This window comes from Streptomyces sp. LUP47B, assembly GCF_001746295.1.
Taxonomy (GTDB): domain Bacteria; phylum Actinomycetota; class Actinomycetes; order Streptomycetales; family Streptomycetaceae; genus Streptomyces.
Map to the genome: position 1 here is coordinate 165,223 of NZ_MJAH01000005.1, position 18,763 is coordinate 183,985.

At 70.8% G+C, this 18,763-nt stretch carries 14 protein-coding genes and 1 pseudogene; 14 read left to right on the forward strand and 1 reads right to left on the reverse strand.

Translation table 11 applies throughout. From position 1 onward, the window contains the following. Window positions 1–134: 134 nt before the first annotated feature. Window positions 135–1,847, forward strand: a complete 1,713-nt coding sequence (locus BFN33_RS16935) for a helix-turn-helix domain-containing protein (protein WP_069760892.1) — start codon at window positions 135–137, stop codon at window positions 1,845–1,847. Between the two features lie 189 nt (window positions 1,848–2,036). Here BFN33_RS16935 and BFN33_RS16940 read toward each other — a convergent pair whose 3' ends face one another. After that, window positions 2,037–3,038: a LacI family DNA-binding transcriptional regulator gene (locus BFN33_RS16940; protein WP_069760893.1), complete on the reverse strand. Its 1,002-nt coding sequence runs from the start codon at window positions 3,036–3,038 to the stop codon at window positions 2,037–2,039. Window positions 3,039–3,216: 178 nt separating this feature from the next. On the opposite strand from BFN33_RS16940, the gene iolC reads away from it, so the two are divergent. The 13 genes and pseudogenes from iolC (at window position 3,217) to BFN33_RS17010 (ending at window position 18,748) form a co-directional block, all read left to right on the forward strand. Then, window positions 3,217–4,170 (forward strand): 5-dehydro-2-deoxygluconokinase, encoded by a 954-nt coding sequence (gene iolC, locus BFN33_RS16945; protein ID WP_069760894.1) that lies wholly within the window; start codon window positions 3,217–3,219, stop codon window positions 4,168–4,170. Then, window positions 4,160–5,032: an aldolase gene (locus BFN33_RS16950; protein ID WP_069760895.1), complete on the forward strand. Its 873-nt coding sequence runs from the start codon at window positions 4,160–4,162 to the stop codon at window positions 5,030–5,032. The genes iolC and BFN33_RS16950 overlap by 11 nt, the downstream gene beginning before the upstream one ends. Beyond that, window positions 5,029–5,784: pseudogene (locus tag BFN33_RS16955) on the forward strand (5-deoxy-glucuronate isomerase). Before BFN33_RS16950 ends, BFN33_RS16955 begins: the two are co-directional and overlap by 4 nt. Beyond that, on the forward strand, window positions 5,781–7,658 hold the full coding sequence (gene iolD, locus BFN33_RS16960) for a 3D-(3,5/4)-trihydroxycyclohexane-1,2-dione acylhydrolase (decyclizing) (RefSeq protein WP_069760896.1): 1,878 nt from the start codon (window positions 5,781–5,783) through the stop codon (window positions 7,656–7,658). The pseudogene BFN33_RS16955 and the gene iolD overlap by 4 nt, the downstream one beginning before the upstream one ends. A gap of 14 nt (window positions 7,659–7,672) precedes the next feature. Next, window positions 7,673–9,163, forward strand: coding sequence for a CoA-acylating methylmalonate-semialdehyde dehydrogenase (locus BFN33_RS16965; protein ID WP_069760897.1), 1,491 nt, complete (start codon window positions 7,673–7,675; stop codon window positions 9,161–9,163). Window positions 9,164–9,192: 29 nt separating this feature from the next. Continuing rightward, a complete protein-coding gene (locus BFN33_RS16970; protein ID WP_069760898.1) occupies window positions 9,193–10,143 on the forward strand; it encodes a TIM barrel protein in 951 nt (316 codons plus the stop codon). Between the two features lie 9 nt (window positions 10,144–10,152). Beyond that, window positions 10,153–11,574 carry a sugar porter family MFS transporter gene (locus BFN33_RS16975; RefSeq protein WP_069760899.1) on the forward strand — a complete coding sequence of 474 codons (1,422 nt, stop codon included), beginning with the start codon at window positions 10,153–10,155 and terminating at the stop codon, window positions 11,572–11,574. Window positions 11,575–11,597: 23 nt separating this feature from the next. Then, window positions 11,598–12,614, forward strand: a complete 1,017-nt coding sequence (locus BFN33_RS16980) for a Gfo/Idh/MocA family protein (RefSeq protein WP_069760900.1) — start codon at window positions 11,598–11,600, stop codon at window positions 12,612–12,614. Further along, complete coding sequence (locus BFN33_RS16985; RefSeq protein ID WP_069760901.1) at window positions 12,611–13,480, forward strand: sugar phosphate isomerase/epimerase; 870 nt, start codon at window positions 12,611–12,613, stop codon at window positions 13,478–13,480. Before BFN33_RS16980 ends, BFN33_RS16985 begins: the two co-directional genes overlap by 4 nt. 86 nt (window positions 13,481–13,566) lie before the next feature. After that, window positions 13,567–14,688 carry a PP2C family protein-serine/threonine phosphatase gene (locus BFN33_RS16990; RefSeq protein ID WP_069760902.1) on the forward strand — a complete coding sequence of 374 codons (1,122 nt, stop codon included), beginning with the start codon at window positions 13,567–13,569 and terminating at the stop codon, window positions 14,686–14,688. A 235-nt stretch (window positions 14,689–14,923) separates the two neighbouring features. After that, a complete protein-coding gene (locus tag BFN33_RS16995) occupies window positions 14,924–16,978 on the forward strand; it encodes a nitrate- and nitrite sensing domain-containing protein (RefSeq protein ID WP_256122774.1) in 2,055 nt (684 codons plus the stop codon). A gap of 106 nt (window positions 16,979–17,084) precedes the next feature. Then, a complete protein-coding gene (locus tag BFN33_RS17000; RefSeq protein WP_069760904.1) occupies window positions 17,085–18,077 on the forward strand; it encodes an aldo/keto reductase in 993 nt (330 codons plus the stop codon). A 317-nt stretch (window positions 18,078–18,394) separates the two neighbouring features. After that, window positions 18,395–18,748, forward strand: a complete 354-nt coding sequence (locus tag BFN33_RS17010) for a VOC family protein (protein ID WP_069761131.1) — start codon at window positions 18,395–18,397, stop codon at window positions 18,746–18,748. The last annotated feature ends 15 nt before the right edge of the window (window positions 18,749–18,763 follow it).

Below are 18,763 nucleotides of genomic sequence, written 5' to 3' on the forward strand. Positions count from 1 at the left end.
AGTCTTGATCATGGTGCGTCGCGGCGATGTGCGGGTGTCTCAATACGAGACATGGGGCGCGTACGTCACGGCAGCCGCCGCCCGCACAGGCCAGTCGTTGTCGGTTCAACCGAACCCGCTACGGTGGGTACGTCGTGACCACCACAGAACCCTCCCCCGCAGTCCACGCCCGCCCACCGCTGCGAGTGGCGCGCGAGCGCTTCCTGGCCGGGCGCCCGCTGCCCGACGGTGTGCCGGAGGAGGTCCTCGCGGCATGGCGGCGGGCCCGGTTCTTCGGCGTACCGCACGACCTGAAGGAGCCCGCCGCCGATCCGTCCCGGCCGGTCGAGTCGCCGCTACTCGGCGCCGCCCGTCCGGTGCTCGAACGGATCGCCCCCGCCCTGGGCACCGGCCGCTCGGTCCTCCTCCTCACCGACGCGCGACTGCGTGTGCTGTGGACGTCCGGCAACGCGCCCGGGCTCACTCCGCACCCGGGACTGTCGGAGCAGGAGGTCGGCCACAACAGCGCGGCCCTCGCGCTGCGCAATCGGCGCCGGGCCGAGGTGCACGGGCCCGAGCACTTCCTCGACGTGTGGCAGGACGTGTCGGCGGTCAGCGTCCCGGTGTTCGCGCCGAAGAGCGGACAGGCACTCGGCACCCTCACCATCGCCTCCCACCTGTGCGGCGGATGCCCGCCGCACCCGCAGGCGGCTCTCGCCGAGGCCGCTGCCGCCGCCGTGGAGGCCGAACTGCTCGCCCGGGCGGGACGTGCCGAACAGGTCCTTCTGGACGCCTACTTGCGAGCCGTGCGAGGAGAGGACCGCGCGGTGGTCGCACTGGACGGCCGCAACCGTCTGATCAGCGCGGCGGCGGAGCGGCTGATGACCGAGGAAGTGCTTCGGGTTCTTGAGCGTACGGCGACGACGGCACGGCACACGGACGCGCCGGCCGCCGCCGAGCTGCCCGAGGGAGCCGGGTGCAGCGCTCGGATCGACCTGGTGCGGCAGACGGGCGTGGTCGTGGGGATCGTGGCCGTCCTGGAGCCGCACGACGAGGGCACGCCGAGGCCCAGGCCGCGCCCGCTCCCCCGCCTGACCGGCTCCTCCCTGCCGTGGCGGTACGCCGTGGAGCGCGCCGCCGAACTGATCCGCTCCCCCGAACCCGTGCTGCTGACCGGTGAACGGGGGACGGGGAAGACCGCGCTGGCCCGGGAGTTGCTGAGGCCGGCCGAGATCGAGACGGTCGACGCGGCCGAAGGGGGCGCGCTCGAAGGGGACTTGACGGAGTGGGCCGCGGCGAGCCCCCTCATCCTCCGGCACGCCGAGCGGCTGACGCAGCCCGCCGTGGCCACGCTCAACTCCCTGCTCGACGCGCACCCGGACACCCGGCTGCTGGTCACCCACACCCCCGGCACTTCGCCGGGCCCCTGCCTGCAACGGCTCCTCGACAAACTGGCCGCCCGCACGGTCGTCCTCCCGCCGCTGCGGGAACGCACCGAGGACATCAGGGAGTTGCTGCAGGCGCTCACACCGCGTCCCGCGCCGGGAAGTCCTCCGCTGACCTGGACGCTGGACGCCCTGCGCGCGCTCGAACAGCATCCGTGGCCCGGGAACGTCACCGAACTCGCCCATGTCGTCCAGGCGTTGACGGAACACCGACGGGCCTCCGGGCCGGTACGGCGGACCGAACTGCCGGACACCGTGCGGGAAGGGCCCGCCGTCCGTCCGCTCAGCCCGATGGAACACGCCGAACGCGCCACGATCCTGGAGACACTGCACCGCCACGGCGGCAACAAGTCCCGCGCGGCGGCGGTACTCGGCATCGGGCGGGCCACGCTGTACCGCAAGCTGCGGGAGTACGAGGGCTGAGCACGGGTTCCGCACCCGAGCAACCGGCAACCTCGGGATCCTGTTCGCCGGGCGGGGCGAGGAGGCCGTCGCTCTGCGGTGGTACGAGCGGGCGGCTGCCGCGCGGCCAACGCGCTCGCCATTCTGCTGCTCCAGGGCGGGGACACCGCCGGGGCGGAGCCCTGGTTCTCGACGCCCACGGTTAAACGTTCAGGGCGCTTCCCGCGGCGGCGGCCCACTGGTGCCGCGCACGACGAGCTTCGGGTCCAACACGGCCTCGCGCGGCTCCAGTTGCGGATTCTCCAGTCGCTCCACGGCGAACCGCACCGCGTGCTCGGCCATCAGCACCGCGTCCTGGCGCACGGTGGTGAGGCCGATCGGCATGAGATGGGAGAGGTGGCTGTCGTCGTAGCCGACGACGGACATGTCCCGCGGGACCTCGACACCGGCCCGGGCCAGCGGCATCAACAGGCCCATCGCGCACCGGTCGTTGCCCGCGAGCACCGCGGTCGGCAGCGGCAGCCCGCGGTCCCGCTCCGCCAGGAGCAGTCTGCCGGTCTCGATACCGGACTGCTCGGTGTGCTCACCGGGGATGACCCGGACCTCCGACTCGAGGCCGTGCCGGCGCATCGCGGCCCGGTAGGAGCGCCGCCGTTCGGCGGACCCCGGGCCCCGGCCGCCGTCGATGTGCACGATCCTGCGGTGGCCGAGTTCGACCAGGTGGTCCATGGCCTGCCGGACGCCCTTGCTCTCGGCGCTGTGCACGAAGTCCACGCGGGCCCGCGGGACGCGACGGCTGACCGACACGGTCACGGCCCGCTGACCGAGGGCGTCGAGATAGCCGGCGTCCGCGTCGGGGCCGAGCAGGATCAGCGCCTCGCAGCGGTGCCCGAGGAGGGCCTCGACCGCCTTGGCCTCGCTGCGCCCCTGGACCGACGCCGAGAGCAGGACGTCGTATCCGAGCCGTTCGGCCTCGGGGTAGATGCCCTCGATCAGGTCGGTCTGGAAGGTCTGGTGCACGGTGAACATCACGCCGAGCGTGCGGCTGCGGCCCCGGGCCAGCAACCGGGCCGCGCTGTCCGGCCGGTAGCCGATCTCGTCGGCGACCCTCAGCACCCGCTCACGGGTCTCCTGGCTCGCGCCGGGCTGATCGCGGAACACGATCGAGACCAGCGCCCGGGACACACCTGCCTTGTCGGCCACATCGGCCATCGTCGGCCGCTGTCTGCCCGGTGCTGCACCCACGCGTGAACCCACCTTTCGACGGAGCCCACCCTAGGGCAGCCTCGAAATCTTCCGGCAACAAGCTATTGACATGACATTTGGACAGGGGTCATCGTACTCGCACTAGAGCGCGCTAGTAGAGCGCGACAGCGGAGGGAATTCAGCGATGCCGTTCGATGTGCTGACCATGGGCCGCGTGGGGGTGGATGTCTATCCGCTCCAGACCGGCGTCGGGCTGGGGGAGGTCTCTTCGTTCGGCAAGTACCTGGGCGGCAGTCCGACCAACGTGGCGGTGGCGGCGGCCCGGTACGGCCACTCGGCCGCGGTGATCACCAAGACGGGCCGGGACCCGTTCGGGGACTTCGTGCGACAGGCGCTCGACGGCTACGGCGTCGACAGCCGTTTCGTCGGTACGTCGGACATCGCGCCGACGCCCGTGACGTTCTGCGAGATCTTCCCGCCGGACGACTTCCCGCTGTACTTCTACCGGCTGCCGAAGGCTCCCGACCTGGACATCGAGGCTGGTGAGCTGGACCTGGACGCGGTGCGGGACGCGCGGATCTTCTGGGTGACCGGGACCGGGCTGAGCGAGGAGCCGAGCCGTTCGGCCACCCTGGCGGCGCTGGCGCACCGGGCGAGGGCGGGGGCGACCGTCTTCGACTTGGACTGGCGGCAGATGTTCTGGGCCGATCCGGCGCAGGCGCGGGCCTTCTACGCGGAGGCGCTGCGCCATGTGACGGTCGCCGTCGGCAACCTCGACGAGTGCGAGGTGGCCACCGGTGAGCGTGAGCCGTACGCCGCCGCGAAGGCGCTGCTGGCCGCCGGGGTGGAGCTGGCGGTGGTGAAGCAGGGGCCCAAGGGCGTGCTGGCGATGGACGGGGACGGTTCCGTCGTCGAGATCCCGCCGGTTCCGGTGGACGTGGTCAACGGTCTGGGGGCGGGCGACGCCTTCGGCGGGGCGCTGTGCCACGGGCTGCTGTCCGGCTGGGACACCCGCCGGGCGGTGTCCTTCGCCAACGCCGCCGGCGCGATCGTCGCGGGCCGGCTGTCCTGCTCCGACGCCATGCCGGCCGAGTCGGAAGTCCACGCCAAGCTGGACGAGGTGCCCCGTGCCGTCTGAGAAGCTGAGCCGGATCGTGTCCGCCCGGGTGGGGGACCCCGGCGCCGTCGCGGCCGCCGCCGCCCGCCGGGTGAAGGCGACCTCGATCCTCGGTGAGCACGGCAAGGCGATGATCATTGCCGCCGACCATCCCGCGCGCGGCGCCAACGGCGTCGGCGCCGACCCGTACGCGATGGCCGACCGCTCCGAACTGCTCGACCGGCTCTGCGTCGCGCTCGAACGCCCCGGTGTGACCGGCGTGCTGGCCACCGCCGACATCCTGGAGGACCTCCTCCTGCTCGGGGTCCTGGACGGAAGGAGCGTCTTCGGGTCCATGAACCGGGCCGGTCTTGCGGGCTCGGTGTTCGAGGTCGACGACCGGTTCACCGGCTACGACGCCGCCACGATCGCCGCGATGGGCTTCGACGGCGGCAAGATGCTCACCCGGATCGCCCTCGACGACCCCGCGACGCCCTCAGCACTGGAGAACACGGCCCGCGCGGTGGACGAGCTCAACGACCGCCAACTGATCGCGATGGTCGAGCCGTTCATCTCGGAATGGCAGGACGGCCGCATCCGCAACGACCTCTCCACCGAGGCCGTCGTCAAGTCGATCACCATTGCCTCGGCGCTGGGGCGCCGTACCGCCTACACCTGGCTGAAGCTCCCGGTGGTCCCCGAGATGGAGCGCGTGCTCGCCTCGTCCACCCTGCCGGCGCTGCTGCTGGGCGGTGAGGTCAAGGACGCCGAGGCGGCCTTCGCCTCCTGGGGCAAGGCGCTGAAGCAGCCCACCGCGCAGGGACTGGTCGTGGGTCGCTCCCTGCTCTACCCCGCGGGCGGCGATGTCGCCGGCGCCGTCGACAAGGCGGTGAGCCTGCTGTGACCGGCGCGAGCAAGTACCACCTGCCGAAGGGGACTTCGGTCGACGGCCCCTACGCCCCGGCCATCACGCCGGAGTCGGCGGGCTCGGCATACTCCGGCCTCAGGATTCTGACCCTGAAGCCGGGCGAGGAACACGCCCTGCCCACCGGGGAGAACGAGTTCCTGGCCCCGCCCCTGAACGGCGGCTGCACCGTCGCCGTCGACGGGCGGAGCTTCGAACTCGGCGGTCGGACGGACGTGTACTCGGCGGTCACCGACTTCGCGTATCAGCCCCGCGAGTCGCAGACCGTGATCAGCAGTGCGGACGGTGGAACGTACGCACTGCCCTCCGCCCGTACCGAGCAGGGAGGTCACTCGGCTCGGTACGGGCGCAAGGAGGACGTCCCCGTTGAACCGCGCGGGGCAGGAGCCTGCGCCGCGTCACTTCCCGGTCACGGGCGGGAACGGCTTCGGCTGTCCGGGGGTGCCCCCGCGCGAGCGAAGCCGAACGTGGGGGAGGGTCCACGGCACCGACGAGCGGCCGATCGACGTGCACGCCGAGATCCGCACGGGCGACACGGTGCTGATCCCAACGGCCGGCACGGCCCGTCCAGCGCCGCGCCCCGCTACGACCTGTACCGCCTCGACGTCATGGCGGGACCCGGACAGGACCGTGCCCGGCTGATCTGCGACGACCCCGCCCACGGCCGGGTCCGCGACACCTGGGCGTCCCAGGACGTCGACGACCGGCTGCCCTTCGGAGAACAGCGATGAACACCGTACGACTGACCACCTCGCAGGCCCTCGTGCGCTTCCTGGCCCACCAGTACAGCGAGCGCGACGGACAGGAGCAGCGCCTGATCCCGGGCGTGTGGGGCATCTTCGGCCACGGCAACGTCGCCGGCATCGGCCAGGCCCTGCTGCAGGCCGCCACCACCGGAGAGGCCGACCTCCCCTACTACCTCGCCCGCAACGAACAGGGCATGGTCCACGCCTCCGTCGCCTACGCCAAGATGCGCGACCGGCTGGCCACCTTCGCCTGCACGGCATCCACCGGCCCCGGCTCGACGAACATGATCACCGGTGCGGCGCTGGCCACCACCAACCGCCTGCCCGTGCTGCTGCTGCCCTCCGACATGTTCGCCACCCGCGCCGCCGACCCCGTCCTGCAGCAACTGGAGGACACCCGCGGCGGGGACATCACCGTCAACGACACCTTCCGCGCCGTATCGAAGTACTTCGACCGCATCTCGCGCCCCGAACAGCTGATCACCGCCGCGCTCGCGGCGATGCGGGTCCTGACCGACCCCGTGGAGACGGGAGCGGTCACCCTCGCGCTGCCGCAGGATGTGCAGGCCGAGGCGTACGACTGGCCGGTCTCCTTCTTCCGGCACCGGGTGTGGCACGTGGGCCGCCCGGTGCCGGAGGCAGCCGCCGTGGAACGGGCCGCACGGCTGCTGCGGAACGCCAAGAGGCCGCTCATCGTCGCGGGCGGCGGAGCCGTCTACTCCGGCGCCGAGACCGCGTTGCGCGCCTTCGCCGAGGCCACCGGCATCCCGGTCGCCGACACCCACGCCGGCAAGGGCGCGGTGCCCTGGGACCACCCCTGCGCCGTCGGGGGCATCGGCTCGACGGGGTCGTACGCGGCCAACGAACTGGCCCGCGAGGCGGACGTGGTGCTCGGTGTCGGCACCCGCTACTCCGACTTCACGACCGCGAGCCACACGGTCTTCGCCAACCGGGACGTCACCTTCGTCAACCTCAACGTGGCCCGCCTGGACGCCGTGAAGCACTCGGCGGAGCCCCTGGTGGCCGACGCCCGGCTGGGTGTCGAGGCCCTGGCGGGCGCGCTGACGGACTGGGAGGTCCCTGCTGAGTACCGCGCGCTCACCCGTCAAGTGATCGCCCGGACACGGGAGATCGAGGAGAGGTGCTTCCACGTCGGTCATGGCCCGCTGCCCGCCCAGACGGAGATCCTCGGCGCCCTCAACGACGTCCTCGACGACCGGGCCGTGGTCATCAACGCGGCCGGTTCCATGCCCGGCGATCTGCAGCAGCTCTGGCGGGCCAGGGATCCCAAGGCGTACCACGTCGAGTACGCCTACTCCTGCATGGGCTACGAGGTCGCCGCCGGTGTCGGCGTCAAGATGGCCGACCCCACCCGCGAGGTCGTCGTCCTGGTCGGCGACGGCTCGTATCTGATGATGGCCCAGGAGATCGTCACCATGATCTCCGAAGGCCTCAAGGTCATCGTCGTCCTGGTCCAGAACCACGGCTTCGCCTCGATCGGCGCCCTGTCGGAATCGCTCGGATCACAGCGCTTCGGCACCAAATACCGCTACCGCGACGGTGGTTCGGGCCTCCTCGACGGTGAGGTGCTCCCCGTCGACCTGGCCGCGAACGCCTCCTCCCTGGGCGCGGACGTCCTGCACGCCGCCTCCGTCGACGAGTTCCGCTCGGCCATGGAAAAGGCGAAGGCGGCTACCCGCACCACGGTCGTGCACGTGGAGACCGACCTGTACGGGCCCAACCCGCCGGGCCACGGCTGGTGGGACGTCCCGGTCAGCGAGGTCGCCGCCCTCGACACCACCCGGGGCGCCTACGCCACCTACGTCGCCCACAAGCAGACCCAGCGCCACTACCTGTAAGGAAACCGCTCCCCGTGAACACCATTCCCCACTGGATCAACGGCTCCCCGGTCGCCGGCACGGACACCGCCCCGGTCTTCAACCCCGCCACCGGCGCCGAGCAGGCACGGGTCCCCCTCGGCGGTGCCGCCGACGTGGAAGCCGCCGTGCAGGCCGCCTCCGCCGCGTTCGAGACCTGGTCGGAGTCGTCGCTCTCGCAGCGCACCCAGGTGATGTTCGCCTTCCGCCAACTCCTCGTGGAGCACGAGGAGGAACTGGGCCGGATCATCTCCGCCGAGCACGGCAAGACCGTCGACGACGCCCGCGGGGAGATCACCCGCGGCCGGGAGGTCGTGGAGTTCGCCTGCGGCCTGGGTGAGGTGCTCAAGGGCTCCTTCTCCGACCAGGTCTCGCGCGGCGTGGACGTGCACAACTTCCGTCAGCCGCTGGGCGTGGTCGCCGGGATCACGCCGTTCAACTTCCCGGCCATGGTGCCGCTGTGGATGCACCCGATCGCCATCGCGACCGGCAACACCTTCCTGTTGAAGCCGAGCGAGCGCGACCCGTCCGCCGCGAACTTCGTCGCCCGGCTGTATCAGCGAGCCGGTCTGCCGGACGGCGTCTTCAACGTCGTGCACGGCGGCAAAGACGCGGTCGACGCGATCCTGACCCACCCCGGCATCGAGGCGGTGTCTTTCGTGGGGTCGACGCCGATCGCCAAGTACGTCCACGAGCAGGCCACCGCACACGGCAAGCGCGTCCAGGCCCTCGGTGGCGCCAAGAACCACGCCGTCGTCCTGCCGGACGCCGACCTGGAGTTCGCCGCCGACCACATCACCGCCGGCGCCTACGGCTCCGCCGGTGAACGCTGCATGGCCGTCTCCGTGGCCGTCGCCGTCGGCGACGCGGCCGACGGGCTGGTCGAGGTGCTGGAACGCAAGGCCCGCGAGATCAACGTCGGCCCCGGCGACCGGCCCGGCACCGACATGGGCCCCCTGGTCACCAAGGCCGCCCAGGAGCGAGTGGAGAACGCGGTCGGCACCGCCCAGGCCCAGGGCGCCACCGTCGTGGTCGACGGTCGGGGCCTCAAGGTCGACGGACACGAGGACGGCTTCTTCACCGGCCCCTCCCTCCTCGACCACGTCAGCACCGCCATGGACGCCTACCGGGAAGAACTCTTCGGCCCCGTCCTCGCGATCGTGCGCGTGGACAGCCTCGACCAGGCCATCGACGTCATCAACGCCAACCCCTACGGCAACGGCACCGCCCTGTTCACCGCCTCCGGCGAGGCCGCGCGGCGATTCCAGCGCCGCATCAAGGTCGGCATGATCGGCATCAACGTCCCGGTACCGGTCCCGATGTCCTACTACTCCTTCGGAGGCTGGAAGGACTCCCTCATCGGCGACCACCCGATCCACGGCCCCGAGGGCATCCGCTTCTACACCCGCCCCAAGGTCGTCACCACCCGCTGGCCGCAGCAGGCCCAGCGGATCGCCGCCGGCTTCGACTTCCCCACCTCCAACTGATCCCTGTCCCCTGCCCCGAAGGACACTTCATGGCAACGGCGCCATCCCCGCTCCGCACCACCGTCGGCAACCTGTGCCTGGGCTCCGCCCCCGACTCCTGGGGCGTCTGGTTCCCCGAGGACGAGCAGCAGGTGTCGCACACCCGCTTCCTCGACGAACTCGCGCAGGCCGGCTACCGGTGGCTGGAGCTCGGCCCGTACGGCTATCTCCCCACCGACCCGCAGCGCCTCAAGGAGGAGCTGGACGCCCGTGGCCTCCAGGTCTCCGGCGGTACGGCCTTCGGCGCGCTGCACCGGCCCGAGGCCTGGGACGAGATGCTCGCCCACGTCCGCCAGGTCGCCACGCTCACCCAGGCCGCGGGCGCCCACCACCTTGTCCTCATCCCACCCATGTACCGGGACGAGAGGACCGGCGCGTTCACCGAGTCCCCGGAGCTGACCGCCGACCAGTGGGCGGGCTTCGGCAAGGCCGCCGACCGGCTGGGCAGGCTGCTGCTCGACGAGTACGACGTCCGGCTGGTGATCCACCCGCACGCCGACAGCCACATCCAGACCCAGCCGGAGATCGAACGGCTCCTGAACGAGTCGGACGGCCGGTACACCAACCTCTGCCTGGACACCGGGCACGTGGCCTACGGCGGCGGGGACAACCTCGATCTCATCCGCCGGTTCGGCGAGCGGGTCGGCTACGTCCACATCAAGCAGATGGACCCGGAGATACTCGCGCAGGTCGCCGCCGAGGACCTCTCCTTCGGCGAGGCCGTCAAGCGGGGCGTGTGCGTGTCGCCGCCCGCGGGAGTACCGAACCCGGCCGACGTGGTGGCCGAACTCGCCCAGCTGGACGCCGAGTTGTTCGTGATCGTCGAGCAGGACCTGTACCCGTGCGCTCCCGAGGTGCCGCTGCCCATCGCGGTGACCACGCGTGAACACCTGGCCGGCTGCGGCCTCACCGGAACCCGACGCCCGAACGACGACCGATAGGAGCCGGCCATGGACGTCAGGGACGACGCGACCCGGGCCCACGCCCTCACGGACGACGCTCCTCCCGCCGTCTCCCGGCGGCTGCGGCTCATCACGATCATCGCCACCTTCGGCGGACTGCTCTTCGGCTACGACACCGGCGTCATCAACGGCGCCCTGCCGTACATGACGGACGACCTCGGTCTGACCGCGGTCACCGAGGGCATGGTCACCAGCTCGCTGCTGCTGGGTGCCGCGCTGGGCGCGGTGATCGGCGGACGGCTGTCGGACGCACGCGGACGGCGCCGTACGATTCTCGCCCTCGCGGTGCTGTTCTTCGTCGGGGCGCTGGGCTGCACGCTCGCGCCGACCACCGCGGTGATGGTGGTCGCGCGGTTCGTGCTCGGTCTCGCGGTCGGCGGCGCGTCGGTGACCGTGCCGGTGTACCTCGCCGAGGTCTCTCCCGCCGAGCGCCGTGGCGCGCTGGTCACCCGTAACGAACTCATGATCGTCAGCGGGCAGTTGCTCGCCTTCACCTCCAACGCGATCATCGCGCGGGCGGGCGGCGAGTCCGGCGGGGTGTGGCGATGGATGCTGGTGATCGCCACGATCCCGGCGGTGGTGCTGTGGTTCGGCATGCTGGTGATGCCGGAGAGCCCGCGCTGGCTGGCCTCGCAGACGCGTTTCAACGAGGCCCTGGAGGTCCTGAAGCAGGTGCGTTCACGGCAGCGCGCCGAAGCCGAACTCGCCGAGGTGTCCGCGCTCGCCGTCAAGGAGGAGCAGCAACGGCTCGGCGGCTGGCAGGACATGAAGTCCACGCCGTGGATCCGCAAGCTGATGTTCGTCGGCTTCGGCATCGCGATCGTGCAGCAGATCACCGGCGTCAACACGATCATGTACTACGGCACCCAGATCCTCACCGACGCCGGTTTCGCCGCCGACAGCGCGCTGACCGCGAACATCGCCAACGGTGTGATCTCGGTGCTGGCGACCTTCGTCGGGATCTGGCTGCTGGGCCGGGTACCCCGCCGCCCGATGCTGATGACCGGTCAGGCGGGCACTACAACGGCCCTGTTGCTCATCGGTGTCTTCTCGCTGGTGCTGCCCTCGGGCGACGCTCGCGCCTACGCCGTGCTCGCGATGACCGTCACGTTCCTCGCCTTCCAGCAGGGCGCGATCTCGCCGGTGACCTGGCTGATGCTGTCGGAGATCTTCCCGATGCGGATGCGCGGCTTCGGCATGGGCGTGGCCGCCGTGGTGCTGTGGCTGACCAACTTCGTGATCGGCCTGGTCTTCCCGTCGCTGGTCTCCGGCATCGGGATCTCCAACACCTTCTTCCTGTTCGTGGTGGCGGGCGTCTTCTCCATCCTCTTCGTCAAGCGCTGCGTCCCCGAGACCAGGGGCCGCACCCTCGAAACCCTCGAAGCCGAACTCCGGGCGCGCTTCTCCTAGTTACCACTCGTTAGGAAACGATCATGACTGTACGTGTAGGGGTGATCGGCGCCGGCTGGATCGGCCACGAGCACATCCGGCGTCTCACCCACACCGTGACCGGTGCCCGGGTCACCGCGGTCACCGACATCGACGCGGCCCGTGCCGAGGCGGCGGCGGCACCGGTCGGCGCCCGGGTGTACGCGAGCGGCGCCGAGCTCATCGCGGCGGACGACGTCGACGCCGTCCTCGTGACGTCCTGGGGTCCCACCCACGCCGAGCACGTGCTGACCGCGATAGCCGCAGGAAAGCCGGTGTTCTGCGAGAAGCCGCTGGCCACCACCGCCGAGGACTGCCTGAGGATCGTCGAGGCGGAGACGGCCCACGGCCGCCGCCTGGTCCAGGTCGGCTTCATGCGCCGTTACGACGCCGGCTATCGCGAGATGAAGCAGGTCATCGAATCGGGCCGGATCGGTGAGCCGCTGATCGTGCACTGCGCCCACCGCAACCCGACCGTCCCGGAGTCGTACACCTCCGCCATGGCGGCCCTGGACACGGCCGTGCACGAGGTCGATGTGCTGCGCTGGCTCCTGGACGACGAGATCGTCTCCACCCAGGTGGTCACGCCGCGCGCCACGAGCAAGCGGTTCGCCCACCTCAAGGACCCTCAGATCATGCTCTTCGAGACGGCGAAGGGCGTCCGCATCGATCTGGAGGTCTTCGTCAACTGCCAGTACGGCTACGACATCCAGTGCGAGGCGGTCGGCGAGGAGGGTCTCGTACGGCTGCCCGACCCGGCCGCGGTGGGTGTGCGGACCGCCGCCCAGCACAGCACCGAGGTGCTCACGGACTGGGTGAGCCGCTTCCGGGACGCCTTCGACACCGAGTTCCGTGAGTGGATCGCGGGCCTCGCCGCCGGTGCCGAGCCCACCGGTCCGTCCGCCTGGGACGGGTACGCCGCCACCGTCATCACCGCCGCGACCGTCGAGGCCCTGGAGTCGGGCCTCGTCGTCGCCACGGACCTCAAGCCCCGTCCCGCCTTCTACGGAGGTGCCGCGTGAAGATCGCCCTCGACCCGTACATGTTCCGCGCCCTGCCGATCGACGACATGGTGCGCACGGTGGCCGAACTCGGCTACGAATACATCGAGTTGTCGCCGCGCGACGACTTCATGCCGTTCTTCCTGCACCCGCGGGCGGACGACGAGCGCGTCGCGGAGCTGAAGAACGCCCTGCGCACGCACGGTGTGAAGCTGTCCTCCGTGCTGCCGCTGTACAAGTGGTCGTCGCCCGACGAGACCGAACGGCAGGCCGCCGTCCGCTACTGGAAGCGGATGATCGAGATCGCCGCGGACCTCGAATGCCCGCTGATGAACAGCGAGTTCAACGGCCGTCCCGAGCGCGCCGCCGAGAGCGAGGCCGCGTTCTGGAACTCGCTGGAGGAGCTGCTCCCGCTGTTCGAGCGCGAAGGCATCGCTCTGAACCTGGAGGCCCACCCCGACGACTTCTGCGAGGAGAACACCCCCGCGGTCGACCTGGTCCGGGCCATCAACAAGCCCTGGGTGAACTACCTGTACTGCGCGCCGCACACCTTCCACCTCTCGGGCGCCTCGGAGGCCGGAGCGGACATCGCGAAGATGATGCGCTACGCGGGTGACAAGCTCCAGCACGTGCACATCGCCGACTCCTTCAACCACAAGGGGTCGAGCGGCCTGCGCTACATCCTCAACCCGCCCGGCACCACGGCCCGCATCCACCAGCACCTGGACATCGGTCAGGGCGAGGTCGACTGGGACGCCTTCTTCGGCACCCTGCGCGAGCTGGACTTCGACGGCGTGGCGACAGCCTGTGTCTTCGCCTGGGAGGAGCGGGCGCACGAGTCCTCGGCGTTCATGCTGGACCGGATCAGCAAGGAGCTGGGCGGGTAGCCGGGGTCGCAACGGCGGGGCGTGCCACCGGGCCGGAGCGGGCCTGCATAACGTAGGGCCAGATCACCACCTGCCCGGGAGCACGCATGACAGGTAGCCGCCGCAAGAGACCTGGCGACACCTTCGACGCCATCGAGCCTCCGGGCAACGCCCAGCTGGTCGCCGGCGTGGTGACCGTGACGGGCCTGGTCGAGGTCCTCGGCACGCTGTCGGGGTCCGAGGTGTGGCTCCTGGGGCTCCTGGTGTTCCTGCCGGGCGCCGCCTCGGCGCTGGGCACGGTCCGGCAGACGACGTTCGTCGCCGTGTGGACGGCGATCGTCGTCACCGCCAGCGTGCTGCTGCGGAACCGCGACGGGGGTGACTGGTTCGACCGGCTCCTGCTGATCCTGTTCACCCTGGCCCTGGCGGCCACCTCCGTCTACGCCTGCCACCGGCGGATCCGACGCGAGCACGCGATGCTGCGTCTGCGCTCCACCGCCGCGGCCATGCAGCGGCACATCCTGCACCCTCTCCCCCTGCTCACCGACGACGTCCTGGTCAACGGCGTGTACGAGCCGCTCCAGGAGGAACGGCTCGTCGGCGGCGACATCTACGACGTCGTCGACTCGCCCTTCGGGACCCGGGTGCTGATCGGGGACGTGCAGGGCAAGGGGCTCGCCGCCGTGGGCTCCGCGTTCGCCGTCATCGGCGCCTTCCGGGAGGCGGCCCACCGCGAGCCCACCCTCACCGGGCTCGTGGACGCCCTGGACGCCGCCGTCGTGCGGCACAACTCCTATGCCCTGCACACCGGTGACGACGAACGCTTCGTCACCGCCCTCGTCGTCTGCGTCAACGCGGAGACCGAGGTCCAGGCCGTCAACTGCGGACACGTCCTGCCGCATGTGCTGTACGAGGGGACGATCAGCACTCCCGAGCTGGATCCCGGCGTCCCGCTCGGCCTGGCCGAGCTCGCCCACGAGCCCACGACGGTGGGCTGGTTCGAGTTCCCCGAGGGCGCGACGCTGCTGCTGAGCACCGACGGCCTGACGGAGACCCGCTCCGCGGACGGCACGTTCTACCCGGTCGACGAGCGCCTGGCGGAGTACGTCGGCCTCTCCCCCACCGAGCTGCCGCCGGCCCTGCACGACGACGCCCGCGCGTTCGCCGGCAACGGTGGCCCGCACGACGACGTGGCCGTCCTGACGGTCCGCCGCTCTCCGCGCAGCTGAGACCGCCCCACTTCGTCGAAAAGTGGGTCAGAAGTGAAGACATGGTGCTAGGAATTGGCCACAACCGCTCATCCTGCGCACCTCTCCCCGAATCACCCGGCGCCCGATCTGAACAACTACCCCGGTGCGCCGCGTTCTTAGGAGTGCAGGACGCGAGGCGAACCAGAACCGTGAGGCCATCTTGTCGAACACACCGTCCGCCCCCCGCAGGGGATGGGGGACCCGCAACTGGCGCGTGGCCAGAAAGCTCCAAGCCATCCTCCTCATCCCGGTGATCGTGGCCCTTGTCCTCGGTGGCATCCGCGTCAAGCGTTCCGTGGACACCTGGCAGGACGCCGACGACGCGGTCCGCGTGGCCGAACTGGTCCAGGCGGCCAACAAGTACGCCAGCGACGCCATCGACGAACGCGATGTGTCGGTCATTCCCCTGGTCAAGGGCGACCGGACGTCGAGCGTGGTCGCCAAGGCCCGGGCCGTCACCGACGCGGACGCGAAGGCGTTCGACGAGGCAGTGGAACGGATGCCGCAGACCGCCGGGCTGCAGCGCCGGGTCCAGCTCGTCCGCACCGGCGAGAAGCAGCTCGCGACGGTGCGCGCGAACGCCTTCACCTCCCGGCTGACCGGCGTGCAGACCGAGGAGAGCTATCACGCCGTCCAGCACCCGCTGATGGAGATCTCCAACGAGCTCGGCTTCGGCAGCAGCAACCAGGCCAGCTTCGGCCGCACCCTCTACGCCGGCTCCCTCACCCAGGCCGCCGAATCCCTGATCCGGTCGATCGGCACCCACCTCCTCGTCGAGGACCGCGACAAGCTCGCCGAGGGCGAACTCCAGGTCCAGCTCGGCTCGTTCAGTTCCTACGTCTACCTCGAACAGGTCGCGCTCCAGGAGTACGCCGGCGCCGGCACCGCCGACGACATGACGCGGCTGCGCAAGGCCCTGTCCGACGCGGAGAAGCGGGGCAAGGAGCAGGCCGAGAAGGCCCAGACGCAGGCCGAGGCGGCGGGGAAGACCTTCGTGGCCCCGCCGAGCCTGGAGAAGATGGCCGCCGAGATCGCCTCGGGCAAGTCGGCCGCGCAGCTCGCCGCGCAGGGCATCACGCCCGAGACGTTCTTCGCCGCCTCCACCCTCAGCTTCGACGCGTACCGCAGCGTCGAGGTGTACCTCACCGACAGCGCGCTCGCGGACGCCCACAGCATCGCCGACAACGCCCGCGACGACGCCGTCATCAACGCCGTACTGGTGCTCACCGCCGTCCTCGCCGCCTTCCTGCTCGCCGCCTGGGTGGCCCGGACGATGAGCACCAGCATGCGCCGGCTGAGCGCCTCGGCCCTCGAGATCGCCGAGCAGCGCCTGCCCGCGCTGCTCACCCAGCTCACCCGGGCCATCCCGGGCCGGGTCGACGCCCAGGTGGCGCGGATCCCGATCACCACCACGGACGAGATCGGCGAGGTCGCCCGCGCCTTCGACCATGTGCACCGCGAGGCCGTCAGGCTCGCCGCCGAACAGGCCCTGCTGCGCGCCAACATCAACACGATCTTCAGCAACCTGGCGCGCCGCAACCAGTCGCTGATCGAGCGGCAACTCGCCCTGATCACCGGTCTCGAGGACAAGGAGGCCGACCCCGACCAGCTGGAGAACCTCTTCAAGTTGGACCATCTGGCCACGCGTGTGCGCCGCAACGGCGAGAACCTCCTCGTGCTCGGCGGCGAGACCCCCGCCCAGCAGTGGGACCAGCCGCTGCCCCTGGTCGACGTGATCCGCGCCGCCGCCTCGGAGGTGGAGCAGTACGAGCGGGTCGAGTTGTCGGGTGTCCCGGAGGCCCAGATCCACGGCCGTGCGGTGACCGACCTGGTGCATTTGCTGGCGGAACTGCTGGAGAACGCGACGACGTTCTCGTCGCCGCACTCCGGTGTCCTGGTCACCGCGGCGCGACTGCCCGACGGCCGGATCATGGTCGAGATCCACGACCGGGGCATCGGGCTACCGCCCGGGGAACTGGCCGACATCAACCACCAGCTGGCCGAACCGCCCACCGTGGACGTCGCGATCTCCCAGCGCATGGGCCTGTACGTGGTCGGCCGGCTGGCGGACCGGCACGGCATCCGCGTCCAGCTGCGCCCGCACGAGGAGGGACAGGGCACGACGGCGCTGGCGATGCTTCCGGACACGATCACTTATCGGGGGACGGGAGCTGAGTCCGACATCGACACCATGGCCCTGGCCGCCTTCACGAACAACGATTTCCCCGGGACCACCGCCCGCGGTCACGAGGCCTGGAACGACAGGTAGGCCGACGAGCCGGCGGAGGAAGCCGCGCTCCGGTAAATCGCTGGCCCCGGGGCGTTCGCCACGGCAGGATGATCGCGAGGTGTCCGACCGACGAGGGGAACGGTGGATGAGGCGGAACCGGCTCGGTAAGACCGATGTGCACGTCACGGAGCTGGGCTTCGGTGGCGGTCCCCTCGGCGGACTCTTCGCACCGCTCGACGACGACACGGCCGCGGGCGCCCTGGAGGCGGCCTGGGACAGCGGGATCCGCTACTTCGACACCTCCCCGCACTACGGCATCGGCCACTCCGAGCGTCGCACCGGCGCCCTGCTCCGGGGCCGGCCGCGCGACGAGTTCACCCTGTCGACGAAGGTCGGCCGACTGCTGGTCCCGCAGGACCCGGCGGGCCGTACGGACGAGAGCTTTGCGGTGCCCGCCACCCACCGCAGGGTGTGGGACTTCACGCGGGACGGTGTGCTGCGCAGCGTGGCGGACTCGCTGGAGCGGATGGGCGTGGACCGTGTCGACATGCTGTTCCTGCACGACGCGGAGGAGCACTTCGAGGACGCGCTGCGCGACGGGTACCCGGCCCTCGCCGAACTCCGCGCCCAGGGCGTGGTGGGGGCGATCGGCGCGGGGATGTACCACCCCGGCAAACTGACCCGGCTGGTCAAGGAGTCGGACGTCGACGTCGTGATGCTGTCCGGCCGCTACACGCTCCTGGACCACAGCGCCCTGGACGAACTCCTGCCGGCCTGCACGGACCGCGGGGTGTCGGTCCTGGCCGCGTCGGTCTTCAACTCCGGTCTGCTCGCAACGGCCCGCCCCACCGAGGGCAGCACCTTCGACTACGCCCCCGCCGCGCCGAGCCTGCTGCACCGTGCGCACCGCATCGCCGACGTCTGCGAGGCGCACGGCGTGACCCTCCCGGAGCTGGCGATGGCGTTCCCGCTGCGCCACCCGGCGGTCGCGGGCATCGTCGTCGGCATGCGCACGGCGGAGGAAGTACGCAGCAATACGGCGGCGTTCGGCGCGGAGATCCCGGCACAGCTGTGGGACGACCTGCGAGGCGAAGGACTCCTGGACGAACGGGCACCGGTGGACGGCCGCGGGGCCTAAGGGGACACCTTTCTGAGGGAGATCAGCCAGGACCGGCGAGGGCGTCTGGTACGTCTGACCCCGCTGGGTGAGAAGACCGCCGCACGTGCTTCCCGGCTGCGCGTGGAGAACATCAAGCGGTACTTCCTGGAGCCCCTGCCCGCCGCCCACCGGGACCGCTTCGCGGAGGACCCGCGCATTCTCAGCCACGCCGCCCGGGGCTCCCTGCCACTGCTGCCGTGAGCGGCCCACCGCCAGTGACACCGCGCTCGTGCGTGACGCCATGACGGCCTGAGACCTACGGGCGGCACGTCTCCCCTCCTGGCAAGATGGCCGGCATGGAACGTGTGCTTGGAATCGGCGGATACTTCCTCAGGGCGGCCGACCCGGCTGCCCTGAGCGCGTGGTATCGCGACTGCCTGGGCCTGGACGTCGACGCGAACGGCTTGTGGCGTCAGGAAGCCGGACCCACGGTGTTCGCGACGTTCGAGTCCGGGACCGACTACTTCGGGTCCCGCACCCAGCAGACCATGCTCAACTTCCGGGTCAGCGACCTGGACGCGATGCTCGCGCAACTGCGCGCCGGCGGAGCGGACGTGGCCGAGGAGACGCAGGACATGGACGGTGTCGGTCGATTCGGCTGGGTCACCGACCCGGAGGGCAACCGCATCGAGCTGTGGCAGCCCGCCTGACCGGCCGAAGCCCGG

What these genes read in the sequence shown, in the direction of transcription:
- BFN33_RS16990 (WP_069760902.1), top strand. Translation starts at nt 13,567, where the DNA reads ATGACAGGTAGCCGCCGCAAGAGACCTGGCGACACCTTCGACGCCATC.
- BFN33_RS16975 (WP_069760899.1), top strand. Translation starts at nt 10,153, where the DNA reads ATGGACGTCAGGGACGACGCGACCCGGGCCCACGCCCTCACGGACGAC.
- BFN33_RS16970 (WP_069760898.1), top strand. Translation starts at nt 9,193, where the DNA reads ATGGCAACGGCGCCATCCCCGCTCCGCACCACCGTCGGCAACCTGTGC.
- BFN33_RS17000 (WP_069760904.1), top strand. Translation starts at nt 17,085, where the DNA reads ATGAGGCGGAACCGGCTCGGTAAGACCGATGTGCACGTCACGGAGCTG.
- iolD (WP_069760896.1), top strand. Translation starts at nt 5,781, where the DNA reads ATGAACACCGTACGACTGACCACCTCGCAGGCCCTCGTGCGCTTCCTG.
- BFN33_RS16940 (WP_069760893.1), bottom strand. Translation starts at nt 3,038, where the DNA reads ATGGCCGATGTGGCCGACAAGGCAGGTGTGTCCCGGGCGCTGGTCTCG.
- BFN33_RS16980 (WP_069760900.1), top strand. Translation starts at nt 11,598, where the DNA reads ATGACTGTACGTGTAGGGGTGATCGGCGCCGGCTGGATCGGCCACGAG.
- BFN33_RS17010 (WP_069761131.1), top strand. Translation starts at nt 18,395, where the DNA reads ATGGAACGTGTGCTTGGAATCGGCGGATACTTCCTCAGGGCGGCCGAC.
- iolC (WP_069760894.1), top strand. Translation starts at nt 3,217, where the DNA reads ATGCCGTTCGATGTGCTGACCATGGGCCGCGTGGGGGTGGATGTCTAT.